Raw genomic sequence first — 25,772 nt, 5'->3', positions numbered from 1 at the left:
ATAGGTGCAAACACCCATATCTCCATGCTATGAAAATTCAGCAAGTAATGTCAAACACAAAGAATGCGGAGTAATCTTGAACAGGCTACACAGGCAGCTAGGAATACCTGGCGGCAAGGGCGAGACAGCATTGGCCTTCTTCGAGACGGCCATGCTTGAGACAGCCGTTCCCGTAGAGCACGGCCTTGCGGACTAGCTCCTCGCAGACAAGACGGGACTGAGCGGAGGTGAGGGGGAAGGAGGAAAGAATCTTTTCCAGAGCCCGGATGCGCAAGCGATCCATGCCGGTTTGAAACTGCACCGAGACCTGATCCGGCCTGCCGCCGTGCTTGGCGGTCAACGGCGCATCCACCAGGAGAAAGGGATGCGCGACACTGGCACGGAGCCAGAATTCGTAATCCTCGCAGCAGGGGAAGCTTTCGTCGAACAGCCCGACCCGGTCAAACAACTCTTGCCGGACCATGACCGTGGACATGCCCACTATGCAGAGGGCAAGATTGCGGGCAAAGATATCGCCGCCCGCCTTGGTGTGGTGTTTCTTCTGGTTGAGATGGTGGCCGTTACGAAACCAGGTTTCCTGGGTGTGGGAGATGAGCAGGTCCGGTTGCGCCTCCATGGCGGCGGTCTGGAGGGCCAGCTTGTTCCGGGCAAACTGGTCGTCGGAATCGAGAAAGGCGAGGAGGGGATGACGGGCCGCTCTGATCCCGGCATTTCTGGCGGCGGCCGGGCCCCGTTTTTCCTGGTGCAGGGTGATGAGGGCCTTGCCGTAAGAGGCGAGCAACGGTTGGGTCTCGTCGCTGGAACCGTCGTCCACCACGATGAGTTCGAAGTTGGTGTAGGTCTGCCCGAGAACCGAATCAATGGCCTGGGCCAGAAAACCGGCCCGGTTATGGGTGGGGATGATGACTGAAACTGGAGTGGCAGGAGAAAGCATTAATCAATATACAACAATTCCCCGGAATGTTCGACTATCTCGGCCCCGCTCTCAAGATGCCTGAGAATGATACCTCCGTCCGGGGCAAGACCCAGCACCTCCGCCTGATACTGGGGCGCTTGCTGGACATCAAAGCCGAACCAGACCTTACGGCCCACGGTGTCGCTCAGCTCGCGCCAGGCACCAAGCAGCAGGCTCTCCGGCAGGTCGGCGCCGGAACCGTCGTCCGCGTCAAGCCGTTGGGCCTCGTCGTAACAGAGCAGGCCGAAAGCCCAGGAAAACTTGGCCAGCAGCCGGGCGGCAAAACCGGCAAGATCGGTATCGCGCCCGAGGATCTCCTTCATGGACACCGCCGTTGTACCCAGTTCGGAAGGAAAAGCCAAGTTGTTGACGTTGAGGCCCACCCCGATCAGGACATATTCCTCACCATGCGTGGCGCTGGTAAACGATTCACAGAGCACCCCGCAGATCTTGCGCCCTGCCACATGCACGTCGTTGACCCACTTAAGACGCGCCTCGATACCATAACTGCGGATCGCCTCGCAGCAGGCCATACCGGCGGCGAGGGGATAGAGACGCATGCTCTCGGGCAACAAGGTGTTGGCCATGACCAAGGTCAGCCAGAGACCGCCCACCGGCGCATGCCAGGAGCGTTGGAATCGGCCGCGGCCATCGCTGAGTTCGTCGGCAAGAAAGACCATGCCGCTGGGGCAGGAATGGCCGCGGGCCTCATATTCGTTGATCCGCTGCCGGGCAAGAGGCATAAGCCGTTCGGCCTGGGGCAGATGAAGGATGGTGCTGCCCACCGGCGCGCCGTAGCGGTACACGGCCTGGACAACTTCGGCGGGATAATGGAGCAAACGGGAAGAAATCTCCTCGGCGGAGATGAGTTGCTGAACGGCTTGGAAGGAAAGAGGCTCAACCATTGGTTTTATTTAACCAAAATCAAAAAAACAGACTCAAACAGCCAGAGAGAGTAACCGTCCAGCAGTGCCGCAGATGCGCGAAAGAGGCCAGCGAAGTGTGCTGGTGCACACGAGCCGGCCGATGACAAAGCAGATGTGGTGCTGCTGGGCGGTTACTCCCATTCAGCTTTGACGCGGGTGATAATCCTCTGAATCATGGGCAGCTTCTCCTGGGAACAGATGCCCAGCAGCGGCTCGCCCTGGGACACGCTGACCCCCGGCTGGAAATAGACGGAATGGATGATCCCCGGCTCCCCGGCATAGTAGACCGGGGTGTCGCGCTTCATCAGGGACATGGTAAGGATCTCGTCGCCGGGCTTGATGGAAACCCCCCGCTGGCCGTGCTTGTCGATCTTGGCCTGCAGGTCGAGGGAAAAGAAATACTTGGCCCGCTCGGGCGCATTGAAGGGCTCCAGCACCTGCCGGAGAATATTCTCAATGATTTCGCGCTTTTTCAGCGGATGCCGGATGGTGAGAATCTTCTCCCCTGCCTCGACAAACTGCCCCTCAAGGTCGCTGCGGATAAAAGAAACCACCCCGTTGCTTGAGGAAAAAATCTTCTTCTGGTTCCCCTCCCGCAGCATTTCATAGAGCAGGGTGCCCCGGACATGGTGCCACTCGCCGGACGGCCCTTCCACCTCGGCATCTTCCTTCACCCGGAACCGGACCTGGCCGGTATGAGCGGTCCGCACGTCCAGATAATCAAAAGGATCGGAACGATACTTGCCAATTATTGCGTCGAAATCTATTTCGTCAGTCATCGCAAACCGTTGTGAGTTAGCAGTTAGCTATCAGCTGTCAGCTATCAGCTGTCAGCTTACCTATAATACAGATTGCTGCCGCCCATGGTCAGCAGGGACTTATGGAGATTGCGCCGGAACTCCCGGCGGTCCCAGATGCCCTGGATGTGTCCACGTTGCAGGGCCTTGCGGGCGTTATGGTAATCGGGCGGGATGTCCTCTCCGGTGGTGTCCCGGATAACCCGAGGCCCGGCAAAACCGACCCGGCTGGAGCGGATGGCGAATTGATACGGCGAACAGCCGAGAAAACTCGCCACCGGCCCGGCATAGGAATTGTTGTCGTAGACCACGATGTACAAACCGCCGGAGTCGATGTATTCCCGCACCGCCATGGTGCACTTGGGCATCTGCACCACGCCCAGGGTGCCCTCGTGGATGCGGATGCCGCCGGTGGTGTGCACATAGGCAAGCAGAGGCCGCCGTTTCAGCTTGGCCGATTCACAGGCCCGCACGAATTTCTCGCCTTCAGCTGCCCCGACCGTGCCGTTTCTGAAATCGCTGTACAGCATGGCCACCACCAGATCAACGCCCATGACCCTGGCGTCGAAGGTGATGATGCCGCTTTTCCGCCCGGTTTTGGCGATGGCGGCTTGCAACCTCTTTTCAAAGCCGGGATAGACCAGGGGGTTGCCCGCGCAAACCCCGGCGTTGAATTCCCGAATGGAATCCGGATCAAACAAATGTTTGAGATACCATTGATATTCCAAGGGGAAATGATGGCCGCAATTTTCACAGACCCCGCCGAATTCGCCATAGAGATCAGGGACCCAGAGATCCTTGCATCCCTGTTTCTCGGTATTGGGGCAGGTCACGGTTCGATCCTCGTTGGCCAGCGGACTGGTATAGATATCCCCGAACTCGATGGGGTCTTCCCCGCCACCGCTGCCGGCAACAGGAGATTTGCCCGGACGAAGCCCGGGTTTTTTCAAAATAAAATCATAGGCCGCGCTGAACGGGGAGGAAACCTGCTTGAGCAGCACGGAACCCTCGCCGGACACATCCTGAAAAACCTTTTTCACCTGTTTCTGCTGACTCTTCAACAGATCATAACGGAAGGTGTAATACAGTTTGGCTATACTCTTTTTTGCCTTCTGGCAGAAAGCGGAACAGGCCGAGCCCTCTTCGGAATAGGCCTTACAGGACATAGCCCGGTATTTTTTCGAGCGGTAACTGAGCAGCCGTTTGACCTCATCCTCATTGAGATCCCAGGAGATCTCGATATGCGGTTCTTCAACGACCTGCTCTTCCGCCTTCTTCATCGTCAATTCATAGGCGCGAAAAGCCCTGAGGCTCTTGGTTTTCAGCACGACCTCATCGGTGGCCCGGATGATCTCGCTCTTGAGCTGCCGGAAAAAACCGAAGTCGTCCCGTTTGGCGCCCAGGGGCGGCTCGTAGACAATCCGGTCGATCGTCCCGAGCTTGAGGTTTTCCGCCGCCGTGATGTGCAGATTCTTGGCGCAGGCCTCCACCAGCTCCTTGGGCATCTTCTCGCCCTCGCGAATCTTGCCCTCGATGGCGGCTGCGCCTTCCGGAGAGATAACCGAGTAGTAGCCGTGGGAAAACATCAGCCGGGCATCGGTCATGCCCACGGCCTCTGCCCCGCCGGAGCCGCCTTCCGAGGTGACGGAAATCATCGGCACCCGCAGCTTGGCCATGGCGTAGAGATTCCGCGCGATCTGCTGACCGGCGCCGGGATAATCCTCCACCGGAAAGGAACCGGGGGTGAAGATATAAAAATGGATGGGGATGCCTTCGGTTTCGGCCACCTTCATGTAACGGAGGGCCTTTTCGTTGCCCCAGGGCTTGCTGCAGCCGCCGTTGCGGTATTCTTCGCCATGCCCCTTCTCGTGGCCGATGACCATGACCTGCTGCATCACCGACTTGTTTTTTACCCTCCGCATGATGCTCGCCCTGGCCGCAACCATGGAAGGATCGATGCTGACTTCCTCGGCGCCGCCAAGTTCGGTGTAATCCTCGTAGACATTCTCAAGGATGTCTTTCAAGGAAAACCGATGGGGATTGCGGACAATGCGCACCCGGTCCATGGAGGTCAGCGTCTCTTCGCAGCGGGCCTCGAGAAAGGAGAGGGACTCCTCAAAGGCCCCGATTTCCTCGGAGAGCTGCTCTTCCGTGTATTCGTAGAACTTGTCCCGCAGGGTGACAAATTTTTCACGCAGGCCGGAGAGATTGCCCCATTCCACGCCATCCTTGATCTGACTCAGATAGCTGGTGCGTTCTTCTACCTTAAGCAGCCGTTTTCGTAAATCTTCCATAAAGTAATTACCTGCGCCGTTTAAACTGCTGACTCATCAAAAGGTGAGCAATCGGGCTATGTTTTCCTGAAGATAGGGAAGGTTGGTCATGATCTGGCCACCTGCGGCATTGCTGCCTTCGATGGCCACTTCCGCCAGAAATTTCCGCCCCCTTTCCTTGGCTTCTTCCATGGTGTCGCCCCAGACCAAGGCCAGGGCCAGGTTGGGATCGTACTCGCTGGGGATGGCATAGGAGCGGTCGGTGGGTACATGGCTGTAAACCGCGGACCAGTCGTACTTGGGGTAGGAGAACTTGGAGATCGTCCCGATCCAGGGAGCAAAGCCCCGAGCGGTGTCTTCCGCGACGATTCGAAACTCGATGCTCGCGCCCCGGGAGGCGATATCGCTCTGGCTGTACCCCATCTTGTCGCCCAGAGCCAGCCGGATCTGTTCGCGGATGAGGTTGGGATGCTTGTTATTTATGTAGCTGACCCGGGCGGAGACATCGTTTTCCACCTGGATTCGGGTGTTGACCTCAAGGAGATAGGGCTGGCCGTCCCGGGTGACGATCCACTCCCAGGTGCCGACGTTATCGTAACGGACATGGGCAGCAAGCTTGAGCGAGTACTCCACCACCTTGTCCAGCACCTCTTGACCATTAAAATCGTAGGTGAAACAGGAGTTGTCGAAGCCGGGCGCAGCCTCCAGCCGCTTCTGGCGGCCGGTGCTCTGGATGGTGCAGTTCCGGGTGCCGAAATGCACCCGCTCGCCGTGCCGGCTGCAGACCAGCTGCACCTCAAGATGGTTGAAGTCGCGGATCCGCTGCTCGATGAGCACCCCGCCGTCGCCGAACTGGCGTTTGGCATAGTTCTGGACCTGGCGGTAGATGCGGCGGAACTGCTCGATCTGGTAGACCTCTTCGATCCCCATGCCGCCGCCGCCTGCCGCGGCCTTGACCAGGATGGAGGGATTCTTGATCTTCTCGCCGTCCTGGGTTTCCAGAAGATGGAGGGCGATATCCTCGGCCTCCATCTCGTTATAGATGGGGCCGTCGGTGCCGGGAATGGTCGGGATACCAAGGCGGTTGGCAACCCGCTTGGTATTGATCTTGTCGCCCAGATCCTTAACCACTTCCCATTTCGGGCCGATGAAGATCAGGGGCCGATTGCGGATCGTAACCCGCCGGGCAAAACGGAAATCTTCGGAGAAAAAGCCGTAGCCGGGATGGATGGCAGTGCAATTGGTGTGATCCGCCACGGAAAGAATATCGTTGGGATCGGTATAGGCCGATACCCGCCAGGCCCGGCGAACATTGCTCTGGCTGTCCAGGCAGCGGCGCACATGTTCGGATTCCTCATCCGCTGCGGTGTAGATCACAGTATAATCCAGGCCCAGGTCTTTACAGGCCTCCATGATCCGCAGGGCAATTTCACCCCGATTTGCAATCAAAACCTTGTCTTTCAAGCGAACCCTCGATATCGGTTGCGGGGCAGGCAGCACCGTTCACCATCTCCCCATAAAACAAAAAAGGAAAAGCAAGAACGATCACTCCGTCGTTTCCATTTTTTCTAGTTTTTACTAATTTTTATGGCAAATGAAAAGTATGAATTCCGATGGTCTTGTAACAAGGGGGGGGAAGCACCGGCAAGACAAGATGATGGCCTTGTTGCGACTGCCTCATTACTCCCCCGGAGAAAAAGCCCTCTATCTCGTGAAACGCATTCTGTTGAAACAGCATGGTGTTCTATGGTATAGTGAACCTGTTTTTGATTTCTTGGCCATGGAAAGCATGTCTTCCATGGTCAAAGTGTGGCCCTTATACCGATTTTAAAGATAAACGTCAATTTTTTTTCTTGACACCCCAGGCTATTTCCTTTAGCCAGAGCGTGTTGCGGTCGATTTCATATTTTTTTTCACCGGGCAACACTACCGGGTTCACCAGCTACGGTGTCCCGAATTTATTGTCATACCCATAGGACTCTTACCCCCGCATGGACATACCCCCCCCGGCTAACGGCGACTCGCCTTTCAAGCGCATCCTCCATTTTTTCGGCATCAACCGCGCCCCCGACACCACCGAAGACATCGAACAGGAAATCCAGGAACTCCTCGATGACGGCGAAGAACAGGGGTTGATCTCCCGCGAGGAAGGGGAGATGATCAGCTCCATCCTGGAATTCAGGGACACCCTGGTCCGCGAAATCATGACCCCCAGAAGCGACATGGTCAGCGCCGAGGCACAGGTCTCGGCCGCCGATCTTATCCAGCTGATCACCGACGAAGGATACACCAGAATCCCCATCTACCAGGATTCCCCGGACAATATCATCGGCATTCTCCACGCCAAGGATCTGCTGCCCTTCTGCCTCAGCGCCGCCACCATGCCTGCAGCCTCGGAGCTGGTTAAACCGGCTTTTTTCGTGCTGGACACCCGCAAGATCGTCAACCTGCTCAAGGATTTCCAGAGCCAGAAAGGCCATCTGGCCATAGTCACCGATGAGTTCGGCAGCGTGCGCGGTTTGGTGACCTTGGAAGACGTGTTGGAGGAGATCGTCGGCGAGATCCGCGACGAGTACGACAAAACGGAAAAACGCTGGAAGGTGGTGAACAAAAACATACTCCTCACCGATGCCAAGGTCAATCTTGAGGAGGTGGAGGATTTCTTTGGCATTATCCTGCCGGAAGGCCCCTACGAATCGGTGGGCGGCCTGATCATCCACCAGTTGGACCGGGTGCCGCCGGTGGGCGCCACCATGCTCATCAACGACCTGGTCTTTGAGGTAGTCTCCGCCGACCGACGGCGCATCCACACCGTAAAAATCCAGAACAAGCCCGACTGATGGATCGCCAATCCCCACGCTCTGACCGCGCAAGCCATTTCGGCATGGCCTGTCTGCTGGCATTGTTGACCAGCGCTCTGCTCTTATCCGCCTCTCCCGGGGTCATTGCCCTGCCCCAGCTTGCCTGGCTGGCGCTGGCCCCCCTTTTCTGGAGCCTTCACAACCAATCCCCACGCAGGGCCGCCCTGCTCGGCCTCATCTGCGGCCTGGCCTATTATCTGCCCCTTTTGTACTGGATCGTCATTGTCCTTGCCACCTATGGGCAGGTACCTCTGCCCATCGCAGTGCTGGCCCTGGTCTTGCTGGCCCTGTACATGAGCTGTTATCTGGCAACCTTCGCCTTTCTCTGCGCCAAAACAGGATCGCGTCTCCCTCTACTCGTTTTCGCTCCAGTATGTTGGGTGGCGCTGGACCTGATCCGGGGGGTGCTGTTCACCGGCTTTCCCTGGCTGGATCTGGCTTACACCCAGTATAATCTGCCCCCGCTCATCCAGGTTGCCGACCTGGCAGGCCACCATGGCCTCACCTTTCTTATGGTGCTGGCAAACGGACTGATCTTTACCCTTATCGCCTCGTTCCTCCGGCGCAAGGCGGCAAGTTCTCCCGCGCTCATCACTGGTGCGGCAGTCCTGCTGCTGATGGCCTCGGGTTACAGCCTCTGGCGGATGCATACCCTCCCGCCAACCCTTGCCCAGGCAGAACAGATGGAGGTGGCTGCGGTCCAGGGCAATATCCCCCAGGATCAAAAATGGCAGCCCGCCTTTCAACGGGAAACCATCGACACCTACCTCCGCCTGAGCAATGCGCTTTTCCTCACCGAAAAACCGCAACTTATTGTCTGGCCGGAAACAGCCCTGCCATTTTATCCTTACGAACACCCGCTTTCTCTCCGGCTGCACAGCGAACTCACCCGACCGCGTCAAACATATCTTCTCACCGGCGCGCCCCACCGGGAAAAGACCTCGGCCACAGGCCCACTCACCTATGCCAACAGTGCCTTTCTGCTCTCCCCGGACGGACGGATCACCGGCCGCTACGACAAACAGCACCTGGTACCCTTTGGCGAATACATCCCCTTGCGCCGTATCCTGGGTTTTGCCTCGCCGCTGGTGGAAACCATGGGCGATTTTGCCCCTGGCCAAACCAACACCCCCTTATCGTGCCAGAACAGCCGAATCGGGGTATTGATCTGCTTTGAAAGCATCTTTCCGGAGATTTCCCGTAAGCAAGCGGAGGCAGGGGCGAATCTGCTGGTCACCATTACCAACGACGCCTGGTTCGGCAGGTCGAGCGCCCCTTGGCAGCATCTGGCCATGGGAGTGTTCCGGGCGGTGGAGACCAGAAAAACCCTGGTGCGGGCTGCCAACACCGGAATCAGCGCCTTCATCGACCCCCTGGGGCGCATCCAGGGGGCTTCCCCCCTGTTTACCGAGTACGCCCGCAGTCAGCCGGTCGCCCTGCTGGATGGCTTGACCTGCTATGTCCGCTGGGGGTATCTTTTCCCATGGGGTTGCCTCATTCTGACCCTGGCGGGGCTGTGGCGGTGTTATGCACAGAGAGCAAACAAAAAAAAATGACGCAGAGGCGCAACCTTAACCCGTAGCGCATTTACGAAACCCCAACTTTTATCATTAGGAGAACACACCATGTCCGCAGAACTCAAACAGAAGATTCAAGATCTCAAGGGGCGCCTCATCTCCCTGAAGGAGCATCTTTGAGGTAGATCACAAGAGAGAACGATTGCAGGAACTGGAACAGCTCACCCTGGCCCCGGCTTTCTGGGATAACCAGGAAAACGCCCAGAAGGTGCAGCGGGAACAGGGCGCCATCCAGAATATTGTGGAAGGCTGGGACGCCTCCCAGGCAGAGCTGGAAGAGGCGGAACTCCTGCTCGAAATGGGCATGGCCGAAGGCGACGAGGAAACCCTCACGGAGGTTGGCCAGGCCCTGGATGCGCTCATTGAGCGGGTCGAGACCGTGGAGCTTGAGTGCATGTTCACCGGCGAGCACGATGCCAGCAACGCCATGATCACCATCCACGCAGGCGCCGGCGGCACCGAGGCTCAGGATTGGGTGAGCATCCTTATGCGCATGTATCTGCGCTGGTGTGAGGCCAAGAAATTTCCCACCGAGATGCTCGACCTGCAACCAGGCGACGAAGCCGGGGTCAAGAGCGTGACCATCATGGTCACCGGGCACAACGCCTATGGGTTGCTCCGCTCGGAGATGGGCATCCACCGGCTGGTGCGGATCTCCCCCTTTGACGCCAGCGGCCGGCGGCACACCTCCTTTGCCTCGGTTTTCATCTTCCCGGAGCTCGACGACAACATCCAGGTGGACATCAACGACAAGGATCTGCGCATCGACACTTACCGGGCCAGCGGCGCCGGCGGCCAGCACGTCAACAAGACCAGCTCGGCCATCCGCATCACCCATCTGCCCACCGGCATCGTGGTCCAGTGCCAGAACGAACGGAGCCAGCACCGCAACAAGGACACGGCCATGAAGATGCTCAAGTCCCGGTTGTACGACAAGGAGCGGGCCGAACAAAAAGAACAGCACAAGGATATCGCCGGCGAGAAAAAAGAGATCGCCTGGGGCAGTCAGATCCGCTCCTACGTGATGCAGCCGTACCGGATGATCAAGGACCACCGCACCAATTTTGAGGTGGGCAATGTGGACAGCACCTTGGACGGCAACCTTGATCCGTTCATCAAGGCCTATCTGCTGTGGCAACGATAGATTCTAGCCAGTGCGCAAAATGCGGGGCCTGCACCGTGGTCTGCCCGGTCTTTCAGGCCACGGGCCGGGAGTCGCTCTCGGCCCGCGGCAGGCTGCATCTGCTGGAACACCTTGATCCGGCCCAGGCCTCGGCTGCCTATGCGGAGATTCTTTCGCAATGTCTGCTCTGCGGGGCCTGCCGGGCCGTCTGCGCCCGGGGGCTCGACCCTCCCGCCCACTTTCTTGCCGGCCGGGAACGGCTGGAGAAAAGTGCGGGCAGACAGGTCCTACTCAGGGCCCTCACCCGCAAGGCCCTGAGCAACCCAACCCTGCTGGCAACCATCGCCGGCCTCGGCCGTACCCTGCTGGACCGGCTGCCAGCCGACAGCGGCCTCCGGCTCCGCCTCGGCCTGCCGGCGGAGGGGGCAACCCTCGCCCCTAGCCTCCCGGAAATACCGGGGGAAAAATCCGCGCCGCCGTCCAGTGCCCTGGCCTTTTTCCCCGGTTGTTACGCCACCCATCTGCACCGGGAAATCGGCGCGGCAACGGAGCGGATAGCCGCAGCCGTTACCGGCAATCCCCTGCTCAGGCCAAAGCAGCAGTGCTGTTGCGGACTTGCCGCGGAAAACGGTGGCGATCTCAGCACAGCCAGGCGCCTTGCCAAACAGAACATCAACGCCTTTGCCGAAAACACCCTGCCCATCCTCACCTCCTGCGCTTCCTGTTACAGCCAGTTACGCCGCTACCCTGAGCTTTTCGCGGATGACCCTGAATGGCGGGAAAAAGCAGAGGCCTTTGCCGGTCGGCTCCTTGAATTTTCCACCTTCGTGGCGCACGCCATGGCGGCTGATCCGGCTTTCCGTTTTGCCGCTCCAACCACACCCCGCACCGTGGTCTACCACGACCCCTGCCACCTGAGATTTCACGCCCAGATCACCGACCCGCCCAGGGAGATCCTCCGCTCCATCCCCGGCCTGCGCCTGGCCGAACTCCCCAACGGCCCGCAATGCTGCGGCCAGGGCGGCCTGTTTCATTTGGCTCAACCGGAGCTGGCGGAAAAAATTAGAAGCCGCCTGCTCAACCAAATGGAGCTGACGGCGCCCGATTTGGTGACCACCACCTGCTCAGGCTGCCTCATCCATATTCAGCAGGGGTTGGGCCATGGTCCGGCACGACCCGAAGTTCGGCATCTGGCCCTTCTCCTGGCAGAGCTTTTATAAAAAAAAACAGACTAAAAAATTCTTCCCCAGTCCCCTGCTGATCCTTGCGTAATTTTTCCGGGCATTATAATGTATCTCCCGGACAGGCTTCCTTCTCAGAGAGATTGCCGGATCTACACCACGGCTGCCTTACTTTGCCAATCAAACAAGGAGAGACAAACCATGACCCTGACAGCGCGACGTTTTTTCGGCTGTTTCCCCATGATTTTCGCAAGCATGATTTTAGCGGCACCCTGCCAGGCCGGGGTTGACTGGGAGATAAGCAGCACCCTGAAAACCCCTACCGCGCCGCTGGATGTTGCCGCCTCACTGGATGGCAAATGGACCTTTGTCCTGGCCGAAGGCGGCAAGCTCCTGGTCTATTCCGACAAGGGCGCCCTGGAAGAGACCATTCCCGTTGATCCGGCCATGGACCACATTGCCTCCTCGGGTCTGCAAGCTGCCAACCTCCCCGACCGGGTCTATCTGAGCAGCGGCAAAAACAAAACCGTCCAGACTATCACCCTGGATTTTTCCGTACCGATCAACATCCAAGGCGCGCCGTTTCTCGGGCCGGAAAACGCCCCGGTGGTCATTGTCGCCTTCAGCGATTTCGAATGCCCCTATTGCGGTACGGTGGGCGCCCTGTTTGAAGAGGCTCTGGCCAAACATCCCAAGGAGGTCAAGGTCGTTTTCAAGCAGTTCCCCCTGTCCATGCACAAACAGGCCCAATCCGCCGCCCTTGCCTCCCTGGCCGCCCACCGCCAGGGCAAGTTCTGGCAGTATCATGATCTGCTTTTTGAAAACCAAAAAGCCCTTTCCGAGGCAAAATACACGGAGCTTGCCAAAAAACTTGGCCTTAACCTGGAAAGATTCAACAAGGATTCCAAGGCGGTGGTCAACCAACAGGCCCTGGAACGCGACATTGCGGACGCCCAACTTGCCGGGGTTCGTGGCACTCCGACCATTTTCGTCAATGGCCGTCGCCTGAAGGAACGCAACAGCAAGGACCTTCAGCAGATGATCAGCCAGGAGCTGGGCAAACACGGCAAGGGCGGAGCCGCCCGTTGAGCAAACGCGACATCACCCTTGCCGACAACAACACCGCCCTGCTGGTCTACGGTGACCTGAACAAGAACCTCGCCGTCATCGAGGAGGGAACCGGGGTCACCATCCAGACGCGGGGCAGCCAACTCACGGTAAACGGACCCAAACACGAGGTGGAACTGGCGGTCTCGGCCATCACTAAACTTGAGGAGCTGATCCGCGCGGGCTATCCGGTGTATCCCTCGGATGTCGCCTATGCCCTGCGGATTCTCCAGGCCTCACCCAAGGCAAACCTCAAGGAAATCTTCCTCGACAAGGTCTACATCACCGCCGAGCAGAAGGTGGTCTCGCCCAAGAGCATCAACCAGAAGCTCTATATCGACAGCATCCGAACCAACGACATCGTCTTCGGCATCGGCCCGGCAGGCACCGGCAAAACCTACCTTGCCGTGGCCATGGCGGTTTCCGCCTTTGTCAGCCATCAGGTCCGCTCCATCATCCTGGCCCGGCCTGCGGTGGAGGCGGGGGAACGGTTGGGCTTTCTCCCCGGCGACATGGCCCAAAAGGTCAACCCCTATCTGCGCCCCCTCCACGATGCCCTAAACGCCATGCTGGGGAGGGGTAAGGTCGCGGATCTCATTGAGGAAGGGCTGATCGAGATCGCGCCCCTGGCCTTCATGCGCGGCCGGACCCTGAGCAATGCCTTTGTCATCCTGGACGAGGCGCAGAACACCACGCACGAACAGATGAAGATGTTTCTGACCCGGCTGGGCTTCAACTCCCAGGCGGTGATCACCGGGGACATCACCCAGATCGACCTGCCGGACCCCAGGCAGTCCGGCCTCATTGAGGCCGCCCGAATCTTGAAAGATATCGAGGGAATCGCCTTCAACCAATTCTCCGAGGTGGATGTGGTCCGCCATCGGCTGGTGCAGGAGATCATCCGCGCTTACGCTGCCAAGGAAACCCTGCCGCCGCCCCGTCGGACAATCGCCAGAAAACACTGAGGCCGCCCCATGCCCGTACTCATCACCAGCCAGACGGCCACGCCACCGAGCATCAGCCTGCATCAGTTCCGGCAGCGGGCCGAACGGCTGCTCTCCCTCTGCGGCTGCGCGCGGAGCGAGTTGAGCATCCTGCTCCTTGACGACTCGAAGATGGCGCAGCTCAACGAGCAGTACCGCAACAAGATAGGGCCGACCAACGTCCTGGCCTTTGCCATGCAGGAGGGAGGAGGGGAGCATCTGCCCGCCGAGCTTCTCGGCGATGTGATCATCTCCCTGGACACCGCGGCCCGGGAAGCCATGGCCGACCAGGTGACCCTGCACCAACGAGTGACGATCCTCCTGATCCACGGGTTGCTGCACCTGCTGGGTCTCGATCACGAACGCTCCCGCGAAGAGGCTTTAGCCATGGCCGAGCGGGAAAAACAGCTTTTACGCCAATTGTTAACCGAAGAAAGGAGAGGGAAAATGGTCAGTCTTGCCATCAATGTCGATCATGTCGCCACCCTGCGTCAGGCCCGAGGCATTACCGAGCCGGACCCGGTTCTCGCCGCCTCCATCTGCGAACTGGCCGGAGCCCAAGGGATTGTCGTCCATCTTCGGGAAGACCGTCGGCATATCCAGGACCGGGACGTGCGGTTGCTCCGGCAGACCGTCAAAACCAAACTCAACCTGGAGATGGGGGCCACCGAAGAGATCATCGAAATCGCCCTGGAGATCAAGCCGGACATGATCACCTTGGTCCCGGAAAAACGCAAGGAGCTGACCACCGAAGGCGGGCTCAACGTGGCCGGACAGAAGAAGAAGCTCCAGGAGGTCATCGCCCGGATGCGCAAGGCCAATATCCCGGTGAGCCTGTTCATCGACCCGGACTCCCGGCAGATCAATGCGGCCCACGAGGTGGGGGCGACCTTTGTCGAGATCCACACCGGCCGCTACTGTGATGCGATAACGGGACAGGCGCGGGACCAGGAATTCGGACTCATCGCCACGGCAGCGGAAGAGGCCTACGAGCTGGGACTGCGGGTCAATGCCGGGCACGGCCTCAACTACCTGAACACCCGGCGGGTGGCAGCCTTAGGCACCATCGAAGAGCTGAGCATCGGCCACGCGGTGATGGCACGGGCTATTCTGGTGGGACTTGACCAGGCGGTGCGGGAGATGCTGGCTCTGTTGCCGGCGGGGTAGCGGGGAATCACCGAAACCGGCATGGGGATAGTTGCCGACATCGTCATCATCGTGGTTGCCGCCCTGATCGGGGCCCTCATCGCCCAACGGCTCAAGCAGCCGCTGATCCTGGGCTACATCCTCGCCGGGGTCGTGGTGGGGCCGTACACCGGGGGGATCACCGTCGGCGACATCCATCAGATCGAGCTGCTGGCCGAGATCGGCGTGGCCCTGCTGCTCTTTGCCCTCGGCCTGGAATTTTCCTTAAGCGAACTCAAACCGGTCCGCAACATCGCCCTGTTTGGCACCCCGGTCCAGATTGTCCTTAGTATCGCCTTCGGCTTCGCCCTTGCCAGGTATTTCGGCTATTCCCCGGCCCAGGCCCTCTGGTTCGGCGCCCTGATCTCCCTGTCCAGCACCATGGTGACCCTCAAAACCCTAACCGGCAGAGGGCTGATGGGTACCCTCTCCAGTCGGGTGATGATCGGGATCCTCATTGTCCAGGATCTGGCCGTGATCCCGATGATGATCATCCTGCCGCAGCTGGGCAATCCCGAGGCAGGGTTGCCCCTGCTGGCCGGGGCAGTGGGCAAGTCCATCATCTTCCTGGTGGTGATGCTCTATCTGGGCACGAAAATCCTCCCCTGGCTGCTGGCCACGGTGGCCCAATGGAACTCCAGGGAACTCTTCATCCTCTCCACCACGGCAATCGGCCTGGGGATCGGCTATGCCACCCATCTCTTCGGCCTCTCCTTTGCCTTCGGCGCCTTTGTCGCCGGCATGGTGCTCAGCGAGTCCGATTACGGCCATCAGGCGTTGAGCGACATCATTCCGCTGCGGGACATCTTCGGGTTGCTGTTTTTCACCTCGGTGGGCATGCTCCTTGATCCTGCCTTCCTCTTTGCCCACTGGGACCAAATTCTTTTCCTGTTGCTGGCGATCGGTCTTGCCAAGGGGACGATTTTCTTTATCCTGTCCCGTCTCTTCGGTTACGGCAACATTGTGCCCCTGGCGGTGGGATTCGGCCTCTTCCAGGTGGGCGAGTTCTCCTTTGTCCTGGCCAGGGTCGGCCTTGAAACACAGGCCATTGACCAGGACCTCTATTCCCTGGTTCTGGCCGTCTCGGTGCTCAGCATGGTGGCCACCCCCCTTGCCTCGGCCCTGACAACTCCCCTGTATGCCTTGAAAATGCGGTTTTCCCGCCCCGAACCCTTGCAAACAGAGAATCTCCCCAGCCACGGGCTCACGGACCATGTGGTCATCGCCGGCGGCGGCCGGGTCGGACAACACATCGCCCGGATCCTCACCGAACTCTCCGTGCCCTGTGTTCTTGTCGAGTTGAACCATCAACGGATGCTGGAATGCAAGGCAGCCAATTTCCCGGTGATATTCGGCGACATGAGCCAGCCCACGGCAATCGAGGCCGCCCATGTGGGTTCAGCCAAGCTCCTGCTCATCACCACCCCCTCGGTGGTGGTCAGCCAGGCCATCGTCCGGCAGGCCCACCGGTTGAACCCCGACCTGCATATCGTGGCCAGGGCCGAGGGAGTGGCGCAGACAAAACAGCTGTACGAAAACGGGGTCTATATGGTTGTGCTGCCGGAGATGGAGGCAGGGCTCGAAATCGCGAGGCAGGCGCTGCTGCATCTGGAGATTCCCGTGCCGGTCATCCAGCAATACACCGACGAGATCCGGCAGCAGATGTACGCGCCGATGTATTCCCAACAGAACTATCACCTCCTCACCAGATTGAACACCATCAAGAACCTGCTGGAGATCTCCTGGGTGGAGATCGGCCCGGACAGCCCCCTCGTCGGCGCAAGCATCAAAGGGGCTGCAATCCGCACCAAAACCGGCGCTTCGGTGGTGGGGGTAATGCACAAAAAAGAATTTCACTCCAACCCCAAAGCGGAGTACTGTTTTACAAAGGGAGACCTGATCGCGGTGGTGGGGAAGAAACAGGAACGGCTCGCGTTCAAAAAGATGGCGGCAGCCGGGGAAAAACAGCTGCCGCCAAATACCGTCATGGAGAAAAAACTATGAAAAAAATCCGCTGCCTGTCTGCCGTGGCCCTGTTTGTTCTTCTGCTTCTGCCACCCATGACCGCCCATGCCGACGAGGCCGTGAATCTCTCCCAGGGCCAAACCGTGTATGTACCGGCCTACTCCCATATCTACATAGGCAACAGAGAGCAGCCCTTCTTGCTGACCGTTACCCTGAGCATCAGAAACATCGATGCCAAACACCCCGTCACCATAACTGCCGCAGACTATTACGACACCGAGGGCAAACGCATCCGAAAATATCTGGAGCAGCCCATCTCCCTCGGCCCTTGGGAATCGATCCGGTATGTCGTGCCGCAGAAAGACAAGAGCGGCGGCTCCGGAGCCAACTTCGTGGTTGAATGGAACTCGAAAAAAGCGGTAAACCCGGTGCTCGTGGAGACCATCATGATCGGGGCAGAATCGCAGCAGGGAATCTCTTTCAGCTCCCGCGGCCAGGCAATCAGCACCGCAAATTGACCCTGCGACTACGAGAGTCGGCTTTCAGACAGGCATGGCCTCCCGCTCATCGCGGCTCATCTTGCGCACCAGAATCTGGTGGCTTACCTTATCGAAATAGATAACCGACTGCTCTTCCTCAAGGGTGATGGTCCGGACCAGGGCGCCTATCTTCACCACCACCCCGGGGAAGAGATGGCCATAGACATACACCACCTCGTTCACCATCTGCTCCAGTTCCACCTCCAGGGCCTTGTTTTCTTCGGTCAAGAGAGTGACCTTCTCCATGGCCTTGGGCATGAAGGCCTTGCATTTGGCCAGCAGGGTGCTTTTGTCCTCGGGAAATTTTCCGCCCAGCTCCTTCTTGATCTTCTCAAGGGCGCTGATGTTCTTGATGACCTCGTTGAGCCGGTCCGACCACAGACCGAGATCCTCGTCAATCTTCTGTTTCTTCATTTGCAGGGAAGGAACAAGCCCGACACAGACCTCCGTTATCACCTCGGCGTCACACCCCAGTTCCTTGACATGCACGGAGCCTGCGGCAACAATCTTGCCGCCGATGATCGTTCCGTTTCCCTGGGTGGCGATCACATCCTTGCCGACACTGGCCTGCGCCTGCAGGAGCACGTCATTGACCCGGAGATAGCCTGCCGTTTCGAGCTTGGGACCATTTTCCACGAAATCAACGGTGATGTCGCCCTTGGCCCGCAGTTTCGCCTCCTCACCGACAACCCCGCCCATAACGGTCAAGGAGCCCCCGGCCATGACCGCAGAATTGTTGATCCCCTGCCCGATCCTGATATCACCCCGGCATTTGACGCTGAATCCGGGAAGAACCTCGCCGCTGATCACCAGGTTGGAGCCACCGAAGACGATATTGCCCACCTTCATATCCACATCGCCGGTAACGGAATGTTCGCCAAAAACCGTGGGCTTGCCCTCGGCCATGACGAACTTGCCGTCAAGCGCGGCAAAGATCTTCATTTCGTCAGGCGAGAGAGTGACCCCTTTGCCATACTTGAGCTTGCTGTCTTTTCCCGGCTTGGACGGGATGTCGACCCCAAAGACATCCTGACCGGCCTTGCCCAAGCTGGGCGCTACTTTCTCCAGCAGCAGCCTGTCCTTGGCAACATTGACGATGCTGCCAAGCTCACGGTAATCCACCTGATCCTTATCCGGATCCGTTCTTTGTGGCCCGGGGATGGCGGGCTTGACATGCATTTTTACCCTGGCGTTTTCACCAGGGGCCGGAGCAACCCCTTTGGCCACGGTGAACGATCCTCCCCCTGTCGATTCGGGAGTTGACAAGACACCGCCGACAATCCCGTTCTCGGCAAGCTCCTTCTTGAGCAGACCGTGGTCCAACTGCGCTCCCGCCTTGGCATCTTTTGGAGTAACAACGGCCTGAAGGCGATCCTTGGTGACCCGCAGAATAAATGCGCCACTCTGGATCTCAACCCCGCCTTTGAAAAGTTTTTCACTTGCCATTGCACCTGCCACCCACGGAAGAATGAAAAAACGGGTTAAAAGCCCCTTTCCCTTACCCTATCGGCCGGGAAGACAAAAATCTTCAACCGCGGCCATGTTGCCAATGGTTACAATATATCACAATTGCGTTCTATCACAGTTGCTTTTCCAACGCCGTAATATGCTCATGCTCACCAAGCACGATCAGAATGTCTCCGGGCAGAATGAGGGTCTGCGGCTTGGGGTTGAAATGCATCTCCCCCTCTTCCCTCTTGATGGCGACGACGATGAGGTCGTACTCCTTGCGGAGTCCCGAATCCATCAGCCTCTTGCCGGCAAGGGCGGAATGCTCGGAAACCCGCAGCTCTTCAAGGCGCAAGCCCAGTTCCCCGCCATGCACGGTGAGATCGAGAAAATCCACTACCGTCGGCCGCACGACCAGCTGGGCCATACGGTGGGCTCCGATGAAATAGGGGGAAATTACCTTGTCGGCCCCAGCCCGCAGCAGCTTGGTCTCCGAGCCTTCCGCCCCGCTGGAACGGGCCATGATAAAGAGCTTGGCATTAAGCCCCCTGGCCGAAAGAATGATATAGACGTTTTCCGCATCGGAGGAGACCACGGCGATCAACCCCTTGGCCTCCTTGATCCCTGCTTTGAGCAGCATCTCGTCGCTGGAGGCACTGCCGAGCAGGGCCAGATAACCGAGTTCATCGATCTTCTGCACCTCCTGGGGATCGCTTTCCACGATGACAAAGGGAAGTTTGCTTTCTTTGAAATTCTTGCAGATCACCTTGCCGATCCTGCCGAAGCCGCAGACAATGTAGTGGTCTTTCAAGGCCGCCACCCGCTTTTCCATATTATTCCTCCCCATGATTTTCCGCAATCCGCCTTCAACCATGGACTCCGTGACCTCGCCCACCAGATAGAGGACAAAGCCGACCCCGACCAAAATAAGACAGATGGTAAAATACCGGCCAGTCGGGCTCAAGGGGATGATCTCCCCATAGCCCACCGTGGTGATGGTGATCACCGACATATACAGGCTGTCGAGAAAAGAGCCGTTTTCAATCAGCATGTATCCGGACGTGCCGATGCACAGAATCATGACCAACATGAAAACGGCGAAAAATATTTTTTGCATGCACCCCTCGAAGATTTTCCGGTCTTGCCAGCCTTTCCGATGTGCCTCCACCCGGACACGATACTATTTAAATCATATTATGCTGTATTTTTCCAATGGTATCAACGAGTAAGAATGCCACTAGACCAAAAGCCGTATTTCCCCTCCGCGAGCTCCCGCCCTTTCGTTTTTCAGAATCAAGTTTTCCTACAAAACCTCCGATGAGATAAGTAAATGACATCGCGGATGACGCGAACAACCATTCCCAAGGACGGAGAATGCCATGACCACCCAAAAAGCCATCCAGATCCTCATGCAAAGCCCTTTTTATTTCAAGCTGGAATTGGGCGCCCGCAAACTACTGATCAAAGAGTTCTGCGCCCTGCACAACGCAAGCTGAGCCTGTCGGATATTTGGATTTTTTTCTGCAAGGCTCATTGCCGCGCCTTGCAGAGCCCCAACCAGCGCCCTTCCCCCCTCCGCCGTCGACAACACCCCCTTCGCCCATCCCCGTTGATTTTCTCGAGAAATATTTTTTGTTGAAATCGCAGATAAGCGCAGACTTCGAAAAGACGCGATTACAGCAGGAAGCGAAAGCGACCGGCGACGGTTGCAACAATAAATCTTTGTCGTTTTGTTACAGACCTCTGTCCTCTCTCCGCTTTTAGGGGTCCATCATTTTTTCTGGCCCCAATCTTTTTTTTGGTTTATAGTCATCACCTATTTCTTCCTTGAGTGAATACTCATTCATGTCCATGGAGCGGGGTGCATCAGGCGTTCCCGCCAACATACACTGTATTGAAAAGGAGAATCGTCATGGCGGTAAACATCCTGGCTTTCGGGCCAAATGGAAGCGGCAAGGGCACCCAAGGCGCCATTGTCAAGGACAAGTACAATATCGACCATATTGAATCAGGAGCCATCTTCCGCGAGCACATCAAGGGCGGCACCGAATTGGGCATGAAGGCCAAGGCATTCATCGAGCGCGGCGATCTGGTTCCCGACGAGATCACCATCCCCATGGTCTTGGAGACCCTGAAAAAATCCAAGGCCAAGGGCTGGCTCCTGGACGGCTTCCCCCGCTCTCTGGCCCAGGCCGAGGCGCTGGACAAAGCGCTGAAAGAGGCGGATATGCCGTTGAGCTATGTGGTGGAGATCCTGCTTGACCGCCAGATCGCCAAGGAGCGGATCATGGGCCGCCGACTCTGCGCCAACGACAACAACCACCCCAACCACATCGCCTTCGACGCCATCAAACCGGTGGAAAAAGACGGCAAGCTGGTCTGCCGGGTATGCGGCGGCGACTTGAGCGCCCGGGCCGATGACCAGGACGAGGAGGCCATCAACAAGCGCCACGACATCTACTACGATGACAAGACCGGCACCATGGCCGCAGTCAATTACTTCAAAAAAGCCGGCGGCGCCAAGGTGATCTCCGTGGATGGTTCAATCTCCATCAAGGCGGTTACCGAGTCGATTCTGAACCAGTTGGCCTAAGCGACGATAAGCCCGTTACCGGGTTTTATCTGCAAAAAAATGGGGTGGGGACACATGTCCCTCACCCCATTTTTTTTGCTGTTTATCGAGTAATCTCAGCCAACCCCTTTGGCCTCATGGCAGTTAAAATCCCATTGGCACGCAGCCGAGCACCGGAGAGGCTGCCGAAAAAGGGCTTTGCACTGTCTGAGCGCAGCGAGTTTGCAAAGCCCCGGCAGCATCGAGGAGCACAGGGCATCCCGCCTCCGGCGGGACAAGTGACACAGGGGGCCCTTTCTTTGGTTCGTTTCTTTGGGCAAGCAAAGAAATGAACAAACTAATTCACATGCCAGGTCTAATCCTACATTCCCTCAAGCGTGCAGTCGCCGAAAACGCTCCAAGGAATCGATATCCGTCTGCACCACCAGGGTGTCGCCCTTCTGCAGCCCGACCGTTCGCTGCGGGTTGTACAGAGGATACGGATTGTCCTTGCGGATGATAGCCATGACCAGCAACGGCCCGAAATCATCAAAATTGATCGCGCTCAACGGCTCACCGAGCAGATTCGAACGATCGGTAAGGGTAACATCCGCGATGCGGACCGGACAATTCTTGTCCCGCAGCATGAGATCAAGATACCCGACCACCTGGGGCCGCAGCATTTGCGAAGCGATGCGGAGCCCGCCGATGGCGTTGGGCATCACCACCTCGGCCCCGATCAGTTCGAGCTTGCCGGCGAATTCAGCATCCTTGCAGCTCGAAATAACGCGCAGCTTGGGGTTGAGCTGGCGGCAGGTCACCACCACGCAGAGGTTGTCCTTGTCATCGCTCAGGGTGGAAATCACGCCCATGGCCGTGGCCACCATCGCTTCCTCCAGATCCCCGGCATGGGTCGCATCCCCCACCACCGCCGGGAAATCGCCGAATTGCGCCTGCAGTTTCCGGATCCGCTGCTCATCCGGGTCGATGACCACAAAATCCGTATGGGTTCGCTGCAGTTCCTCCATGATGGAACAGCCGATGCGCCCAACCCCGCAGACAATGATGTGACCGGAAAGCTTACGAATCTGCTGCGCCATCTTTTTTCTCCAGAACACATTGGTGAGTTCGCCCTCGACCAGAAAGGCGGTGAGAGTTGAAACAAAGTAGGCGGCAAGACCCAGGCCGCTCAAAAGGATGAAGATCGTAAAAAGCCTGGCCCCGGGCACGTTGGCCAGATCAAGAATTTCCCCGAAGCCCACGGTGGTAAGGGTGATGACCGTCATATAGAAACAATCGCCCAGCGCCCAGAAGGGGCTCCCATGCGCCAGATATCCCAGCAGGTAATAGCCCGAGGTGCCGATGGCCGTCACCACCAGCAGAAAAAAACCGGCAAGGACGCTTTTGTTCTTCAGAGTGTGTGGCATCGCAATGAACCTCCCCGGCCCAAACGGTGACTACGCCCCATCATGGGCGTCCTTGCCAAGCTGGTTCCACGCCTGGGCATACAGGGTGTTGAGCCGAGATTCCATCTCCAGGCGATATCGCTCGATCTCTTCCGTGCCGGATTTTTCCGGCACGGTCATGGGTTCGCCGTACCAGAGGTCGAGACGAGCAAAGGGCTTGGGCAGCAGGGTGCGATCCCAGCTGCGAAAGGCCCAGTAGCGGTCCGCCGCCACCGCCATGGGCAGGATGGGCGCAGCGCTTTTGCCTGCGAGCAGAATGGCTCCGGCCTGCATGATCCGAGCCGGCCCCTGGGAGCCATCGGCAACGATGACCGCATTATAGCCCTTGCGCATCAAGCCGATCAACCCCTTAAGCGCGGCAAGCCCGCCCCGGTTCCGGGAACCACGAACGGCAACAACTCCTTGGCGGGCAAGAATTCGGGCGACAAATTCGGCATCCTCACTGGCGCTGACCATGGCAGCCCAGCCCCGATCCCGGCCCCGGTTTAAGGCAATAATAGGGAACACGCTGTAATGCCAAAAAACCGCGACACAGGGGTTGGCTTGCGCCTCGCACCAATCCAGATTTTCAGCCCCATGCACCCGGACCCGACAGGTGGCGAAAAGCATTCGGCTCAACCCGGCATAAAGCCAGGGCACCACGACCAGCAATAATCTATAGATCAACCCGTTTTTCAGAGCCATGCAAGTTCCATTTCCTTCAATTTCTTGAGCTGATCGCGCAGGGTGGCCGCGTCCTCAAAGGCAAGCTCCCTGGCCGCGGCAAGCATCTCTTTTTCCAGCGCCTTCATCTCCCGACGCAGTTCGGCCAGCGAGGCATACTGCTGTCCTGCCTCGCCGGTTTCCAATCCTACGGTAACATAATCCTTTTCATACACCGTCTCCATGAGATCCTTGATTCGCGATTGCACGCTCTCCGGAGTAATGCCATGGTCTTCATTGTAAGCCGCCTGAATGGCCCGCCGCCGCTTGGTCTCATCAATGGTTTGCCGCATGGAATCGGTGAGCCGATCCCCGTAGAGAATCACCATGCCGTTGAGGTTGCGGGCGGCCCGGCCGCAGGTCTGGATAAGCGCGCGGGCGCTGCGCAAAAAACCCTCCTTGTCGGCGTCGAGAACCGCTACCAGCGAGACCTCTGGGATATCCAACCCCTCGCGGAGGAGGTTGATGCCCACCAGCACCTGAAACTCCCCGAGGCGCAGATTACGGATCAATTCCATGCGTTCCATGGTCTTGATGTCGGAATGGAGATAGCGCACCCGCACCCCGAGTTTCCCGTAATACTCGGTAAGATCCTCGGCCATCCGCTTGGTCAGGGTGGTGATCAGCACCCTTTCCCCGCGCTCCTCCCGCACCCGCACCTCTTCCAGCAAATCATCCACCTGATTGGTTGCTGGCCGGACCACAATCGGCGGGTCCAAAAGCCCGGTGGGCCGGATCAACTGCTCCACCACCCTGCCGGCTGCCATCTCCAGCTCAAAATCACCGGGGGTCGCGGAAACATAGACCGCCTGGGGTATGCGGGCCGCGAATTCATCAAACATCAGGGGCCGGTTATCCAGGGCGGAGGGCAAGCGGAAGCCGAACTCGGTCAAGGTTTCCTTGCGGGAGCGGTCTCCCCGGTACATGCCGCGCACCTGGGGGATGGTCACATGGGATTCATCGGCAAAGAGGATGAAATCAGGGGGAAAATAATCGAGCAGGGTGGGCGGCGGCTCCCCCGGCGCCAGGCCGGTGAAATGGCGACTGTAATTTTCGATCCCATGACAGTAGCCCAGCTCCTGGAGCATCTCCAGGTCGAACATGGTGCGCTGCTCAAGGCGCTGGGCCTCGACCAGCCGGTTGTGGGCATAAAAAAAGGCAAGCCGCTCCTGCAACTCCTCCTTAATGGTGGCCGTGGCCCGCTGCAGCCGGTCCTTGGAGGTGACGAAATGGCTGCCCGGAAAAACGGTCAGCTCGAAAAAACGCTCCAGCACCTTGCCGCGCAGGGGATCGATGATGCTGATCGCCTCGATGGTGTCGCCAAAAAACTCCACCCGGACAGCACGATCCTCCTCATAGGCAGGGAAGATTTCCAGCACATCACCCCGCACCCGGAAGGTGCCGCGGTGAAAGTCGAGATCATTGCGCTCATAGAGCATGTGGACCAATCTGCGCCGCATCTCCTCCAGGGGATACTCCTCCCCTTGCTTGAGCAAGAGGTGCATGCTCTTGTACTCCTCCGGGGAGCCCAGGCCGTAGATACAGGAAACCGAGGCAACGATGATCACATCCCGCCGGGTGAGCAGCGCCCGGGTGGCAGAGTGGCGCATCTTGTCGATGGCCTCGTTGATGGCGGAATCCTTCTCGATGTAGGTGTCCGACGAGGGGATGTACGCCTCGGGCTGGTAGTAGTCGTAGTAGCTGACGAAATACTCCACTGCGTTTGTGGGAAACAGCTCCTTGAACTCGGCATGGAGCTGGGCCGCCAGGGTCTTGTTGGGAGCCATGACCAGAGCCGGACGGCCTGTTTTGGCGATGACCTGGGCCATGGTGAAGGTTTTGCCCGAGCCGGTGACGCCGAGAAGAACCTGGTGCGGCAGCCCTTCCGTAAGCCCACGGCAGAGAAGATCGATGGCTGTCGGCTGGTCTCCGGCAGGCGCAAAGGTGGTTTCAATTTGAAAGGACATGGGGCGCATCTCCAGGGCGGACAAGATCAAGAGAAAACCTTGGCATCATACCATATTTAGGGGCATACCCTAAGAAGAATCCCACAGCCTGCCAGGATTCAGGGGGTGCGCGCCAGCTCGTATCGACGCGGGGACGCGCCCCGTTTTTCCCCGATAATCCGGAGA

General features: G+C 58.3%; 20 protein-coding genes. 10 read left to right on the top strand and 10 right to left on the bottom strand.

The features are described from left to right. Positions 1-97 precede the first annotated feature (97 nt). The 5 genes from ACZ46D_RS02760 to ACZ46D_RS02740 all read right to left on the bottom strand — a co-directional run bounded on the left by ACZ46D_RS02760 (position 98) and on the right by ACZ46D_RS02740 (position 6,415). Complete coding sequence (locus ACZ46D_RS02760) at positions 98-934, bottom strand: glycosyltransferase family 2 protein (RefSeq protein WP_464928518.1); 837 nt, start codon at positions 932-934, stop codon at positions 98-100. Further along, positions 934-1,860, bottom strand: a complete 927-nt coding sequence (locus tag ACZ46D_RS02755) for a biotin--[acetyl-CoA-carboxylase] ligase (RefSeq protein ID WP_464928517.1) — start codon at positions 1,858-1,860, stop codon at positions 934-936. The genes ACZ46D_RS02760 and ACZ46D_RS02755 overlap by 1 nt, the downstream gene beginning before the upstream one ends. A 152-nt stretch (positions 1,861-2,012) precedes the next feature. Beyond that, positions 2,013-2,660, bottom strand: coding sequence for a hypothetical protein (locus ACZ46D_RS02750; protein ID WP_464928516.1), 648 nt, complete (start codon positions 2,658-2,660; stop codon positions 2,013-2,015). A 56-nt stretch (positions 2,661-2,716) separates the two neighbouring features. Next, positions 2,717-4,972 carry an acetyl-CoA carboxylase carboxyl transferase subunit alpha/beta gene (locus tag ACZ46D_RS02745; protein WP_464928515.1) on the bottom strand — a complete coding sequence of 752 codons (2,256 nt, stop codon included), beginning with the start codon at positions 4,970-4,972 and terminating at the stop codon, positions 2,717-2,719. 36 nt (positions 4,973-5,008) lie between these two features. Further along, entirely contained in the window at positions 5,009-6,415 is a 1,407-nt protein-coding gene (locus ACZ46D_RS02740) for a biotin carboxylase N-terminal domain-containing protein (protein WP_464928514.1), read from the bottom strand. A 527-nt stretch (positions 6,416-6,942) separates the two neighbouring features. Here ACZ46D_RS02740 and ACZ46D_RS02735 point away from each other — a divergent pair. From ACZ46D_RS02735 to ACZ46D_RS02695, 9 genes are all read left to right on the top strand, one after another. Next, positions 6,943-7,791, top strand: coding sequence for a hemolysin family protein (locus ACZ46D_RS02735; RefSeq protein WP_464928513.1), 849 nt, complete (start codon positions 6,943-6,945; stop codon positions 7,789-7,791). Next, positions 7,791-9,368, top strand: a complete 1,578-nt coding sequence (gene lnt / locus ACZ46D_RS02730; protein ID WP_464928512.1) for an apolipoprotein N-acyltransferase — start codon at positions 7,791-7,793, stop codon at positions 9,366-9,368. Before ACZ46D_RS02735 ends, lnt begins: the two co-directional genes overlap by 1 nt. Positions 9,369-9,437: 69 nt before the next feature. After that, positions 9,438-10,533 (top strand): peptide chain release factor 2 gene (gene prfB, locus ACZ46D_RS02725; RefSeq protein ID WP_464928511.1). Its coding sequence is split into 2 segments (ribosomal slippage): positions 9,438-9,506 and positions 9,508-10,533, totalling 1,095 coding nucleotides; the frame shifts between segments, so codons are not numbered across the junction. Beyond that, complete coding sequence (locus ACZ46D_RS02720) at positions 10,521-11,732, top strand: (Fe-S)-binding protein (RefSeq protein ID WP_464928510.1); 1,212 nt, start codon at positions 10,521-10,523, stop codon at positions 11,730-11,732. The genes prfB and ACZ46D_RS02720 overlap by 13 nt, the downstream gene beginning before the upstream one ends. A 162-nt stretch (positions 11,733-11,894) precedes the next feature. Continuing rightward, on the top strand, positions 11,895-12,782 hold the full coding sequence (locus tag ACZ46D_RS02715) for a DsbA family protein (protein WP_464928509.1): 888 nt from the start codon (positions 11,895-11,897) through the stop codon (positions 12,780-12,782). After that, positions 12,779-13,765: a PhoH family protein gene (locus ACZ46D_RS02710; RefSeq protein ID WP_464928508.1), complete on the top strand. Its 987-nt coding sequence runs from the start codon at positions 12,779-12,781 to the stop codon at positions 13,763-13,765. Before ACZ46D_RS02715 ends, ACZ46D_RS02710 begins: the two co-directional genes overlap by 4 nt. Positions 13,766-13,774: 9 nt before the next feature. After that, on the top strand, positions 13,775-14,950 hold the full coding sequence (locus ACZ46D_RS02705) for a pyridoxine 5'-phosphate synthase (protein WP_464928507.1): 1,176 nt from the start codon (positions 13,775-13,777) through the stop codon (positions 14,948-14,950). A gap of 21 nt (positions 14,951-14,971) precedes the next feature. After that, positions 14,972-16,972 carry a monovalent cation:proton antiporter family protein gene (locus ACZ46D_RS02700; RefSeq protein ID WP_464928506.1) on the top strand — a complete coding sequence of 667 codons (2,001 nt, stop codon included), beginning with the start codon at positions 14,972-14,974 and terminating at the stop codon, positions 16,970-16,972. Beyond that, entirely contained in the window at positions 16,969-17,451 is a 483-nt protein-coding gene (locus ACZ46D_RS02695) for a DUF3124 domain-containing protein (RefSeq protein WP_464928505.1), read from the top strand. The genes ACZ46D_RS02700 and ACZ46D_RS02695 overlap by 4 nt, the downstream gene beginning before the upstream one ends. A 24-nt stretch (positions 17,452-17,475) precedes the next feature. On the opposite strand, the gene ACZ46D_RS02690 is transcribed toward ACZ46D_RS02695, so the two are convergent. Together ACZ46D_RS02690 and ACZ46D_RS02685 are read right to left on the bottom strand one after the other, a co-directional pair. After that, positions 17,476-18,918 (bottom strand): DUF342 domain-containing protein, encoded by a 1,443-nt coding sequence (locus ACZ46D_RS02690; RefSeq protein WP_464928504.1) that lies wholly within the window; start codon positions 18,916-18,918, stop codon positions 17,476-17,478. Positions 18,919-19,051: 133 nt separating this feature from the next. Beyond that, positions 19,052-20,038: a potassium channel family protein gene (locus ACZ46D_RS02685; RefSeq protein WP_464928503.1), complete on the bottom strand. Its 987-nt coding sequence runs from the start codon at positions 20,036-20,038 to the stop codon at positions 19,052-19,054. A 795-nt stretch (positions 20,039-20,833) separates the two neighbouring features. Here ACZ46D_RS02685 and ACZ46D_RS02680 point away from each other — a divergent pair. Beyond that, positions 20,834-21,514 carry an adenylate kinase gene (locus tag ACZ46D_RS02680; protein ID WP_464928502.1) on the top strand — a complete coding sequence of 227 codons (681 nt, stop codon included), beginning with the start codon at positions 20,834-20,836 and terminating at the stop codon, positions 21,512-21,514. 350 nt (positions 21,515-21,864) lie between these two features. Here the strand turns inward: ACZ46D_RS02680 and ACZ46D_RS02675 are convergent, their stop codons facing one another. The 3 genes from ACZ46D_RS02675 to uvrB are packed head-to-tail and all read right to left on the bottom strand — an operon-like array spanning position 21,865 to position 25,607. Further along, complete coding sequence (locus ACZ46D_RS02675; RefSeq protein ID WP_464928501.1) at positions 21,865-22,899, bottom strand: potassium channel family protein; 1,035 nt, start codon at positions 22,897-22,899, stop codon at positions 21,865-21,867. A 30-nt stretch (positions 22,900-22,929) separates the two neighbouring features. Then, the gene (locus ACZ46D_RS02670) at positions 22,930-23,622 is read right to left on the bottom strand and encodes a lysophospholipid acyltransferase family protein (protein WP_464928500.1); all 693 of its coding nucleotides are present in this window, start codon (positions 23,620-23,622) and stop codon (positions 22,930-22,932) included. Continuing rightward, the gene (gene uvrB / locus ACZ46D_RS02665; protein ID WP_464928499.1) at positions 23,613-25,607 is read right to left on the bottom strand and encodes an excinuclease ABC subunit UvrB; all 1,995 of its coding nucleotides are present in this window, start codon (positions 25,605-25,607) and stop codon (positions 23,613-23,615) included. The genes ACZ46D_RS02670 and uvrB overlap by 10 nt, the downstream gene beginning before the upstream one ends. Positions 25,608-25,772: the final 165 nt, after the last annotated feature.

This window comes from Thiovibrio sp. Mzg5, from assembly GCF_055379285.1.
Note: the sequence above shows the minus strand (reverse complement) of the source record. Positions and strands in the feature narration are given on the sequence as shown.

Coding starts and splice junctions, on each gene's coding strand:
- ACZ46D_RS02760 (WP_464928518.1), bottom strand. CDS start 934: ATGCTTTCTCCTGCCACTCCAGTTTCAGTCATCATCCCCACCCATAAC.
- ACZ46D_RS02755 (WP_464928517.1), bottom strand. CDS start 1,860: ATGGTTGAGCCTCTTTCCTTCCAAGCCGTTCAGCAACTCATCTCCGCC.
- ACZ46D_RS02750 (WP_464928516.1), bottom strand. CDS start 2,660: ATGACTGACGAAATAGATTTCGACGCAATAATTGGCAAGTATCGTTCC.
- ACZ46D_RS02745 (WP_464928515.1), bottom strand. CDS start 4,972: ATGGAAGATTTACGAAAACGGCTGCTTAAGGTAGAAGAACGCACCAGC.
- ACZ46D_RS02735 (WP_464928513.1), top strand. CDS start 6,943: ATGGACATACCCCCCCCGGCTAACGGCGACTCGCCTTTCAAGCGCATC.
- lnt (WP_464928512.1), top strand. CDS start 7,791: ATGGATCGCCAATCCCCACGCTCTGACCGCGCAAGCCATTTCGGCATG.
- ACZ46D_RS02715 (WP_464928509.1), top strand. CDS start 11,895: ATGACCCTGACAGCGCGACGTTTTTTCGGCTGTTTCCCCATGATTTTC.
- ACZ46D_RS02705 (WP_464928507.1), top strand. CDS start 13,775: ATGCCCGTACTCATCACCAGCCAGACGGCCACGCCACCGAGCATCAGC.
- ACZ46D_RS02700 (WP_464928506.1), top strand. CDS start 14,972: ATGGGGATAGTTGCCGACATCGTCATCATCGTGGTTGCCGCCCTGATC.
- ACZ46D_RS02695 (WP_464928505.1), top strand. CDS start 16,969: ATGAAAAAAATCCGCTGCCTGTCTGCCGTGGCCCTGTTTGTTCTTCTG.
- ACZ46D_RS02690 (WP_464928504.1), bottom strand. CDS start 18,918: ATGGCAAGTGAAAAACTTTTCAAAGGCGGGGTTGAGATCCAGAGTGGC.
- ACZ46D_RS02685 (WP_464928503.1), bottom strand. CDS start 20,038: ATGCAAAAAATATTTTTCGCCGTTTTCATGTTGGTCATGATTCTGTGC.
- ACZ46D_RS02680 (WP_464928502.1), top strand. CDS start 20,834: ATGGCGGTAAACATCCTGGCTTTCGGGCCAAATGGAAGCGGCAAGGGC.
- ACZ46D_RS02675 (WP_464928501.1), bottom strand. CDS start 22,899: ATGCCACACACTCTGAAGAACAAAAGCGTCCTTGCCGGTTTTTTTCTG.
- ACZ46D_RS02670 (WP_464928500.1), bottom strand. CDS start 23,622: ATGGCTCTGAAAAACGGGTTGATCTATAGATTATTGCTGGTCGTGGTG.
- uvrB (WP_464928499.1), bottom strand. CDS start 25,607: ATGTCCTTTCAAATTGAAACCACCTTTGCGCCTGCCGGAGACCAGCCG.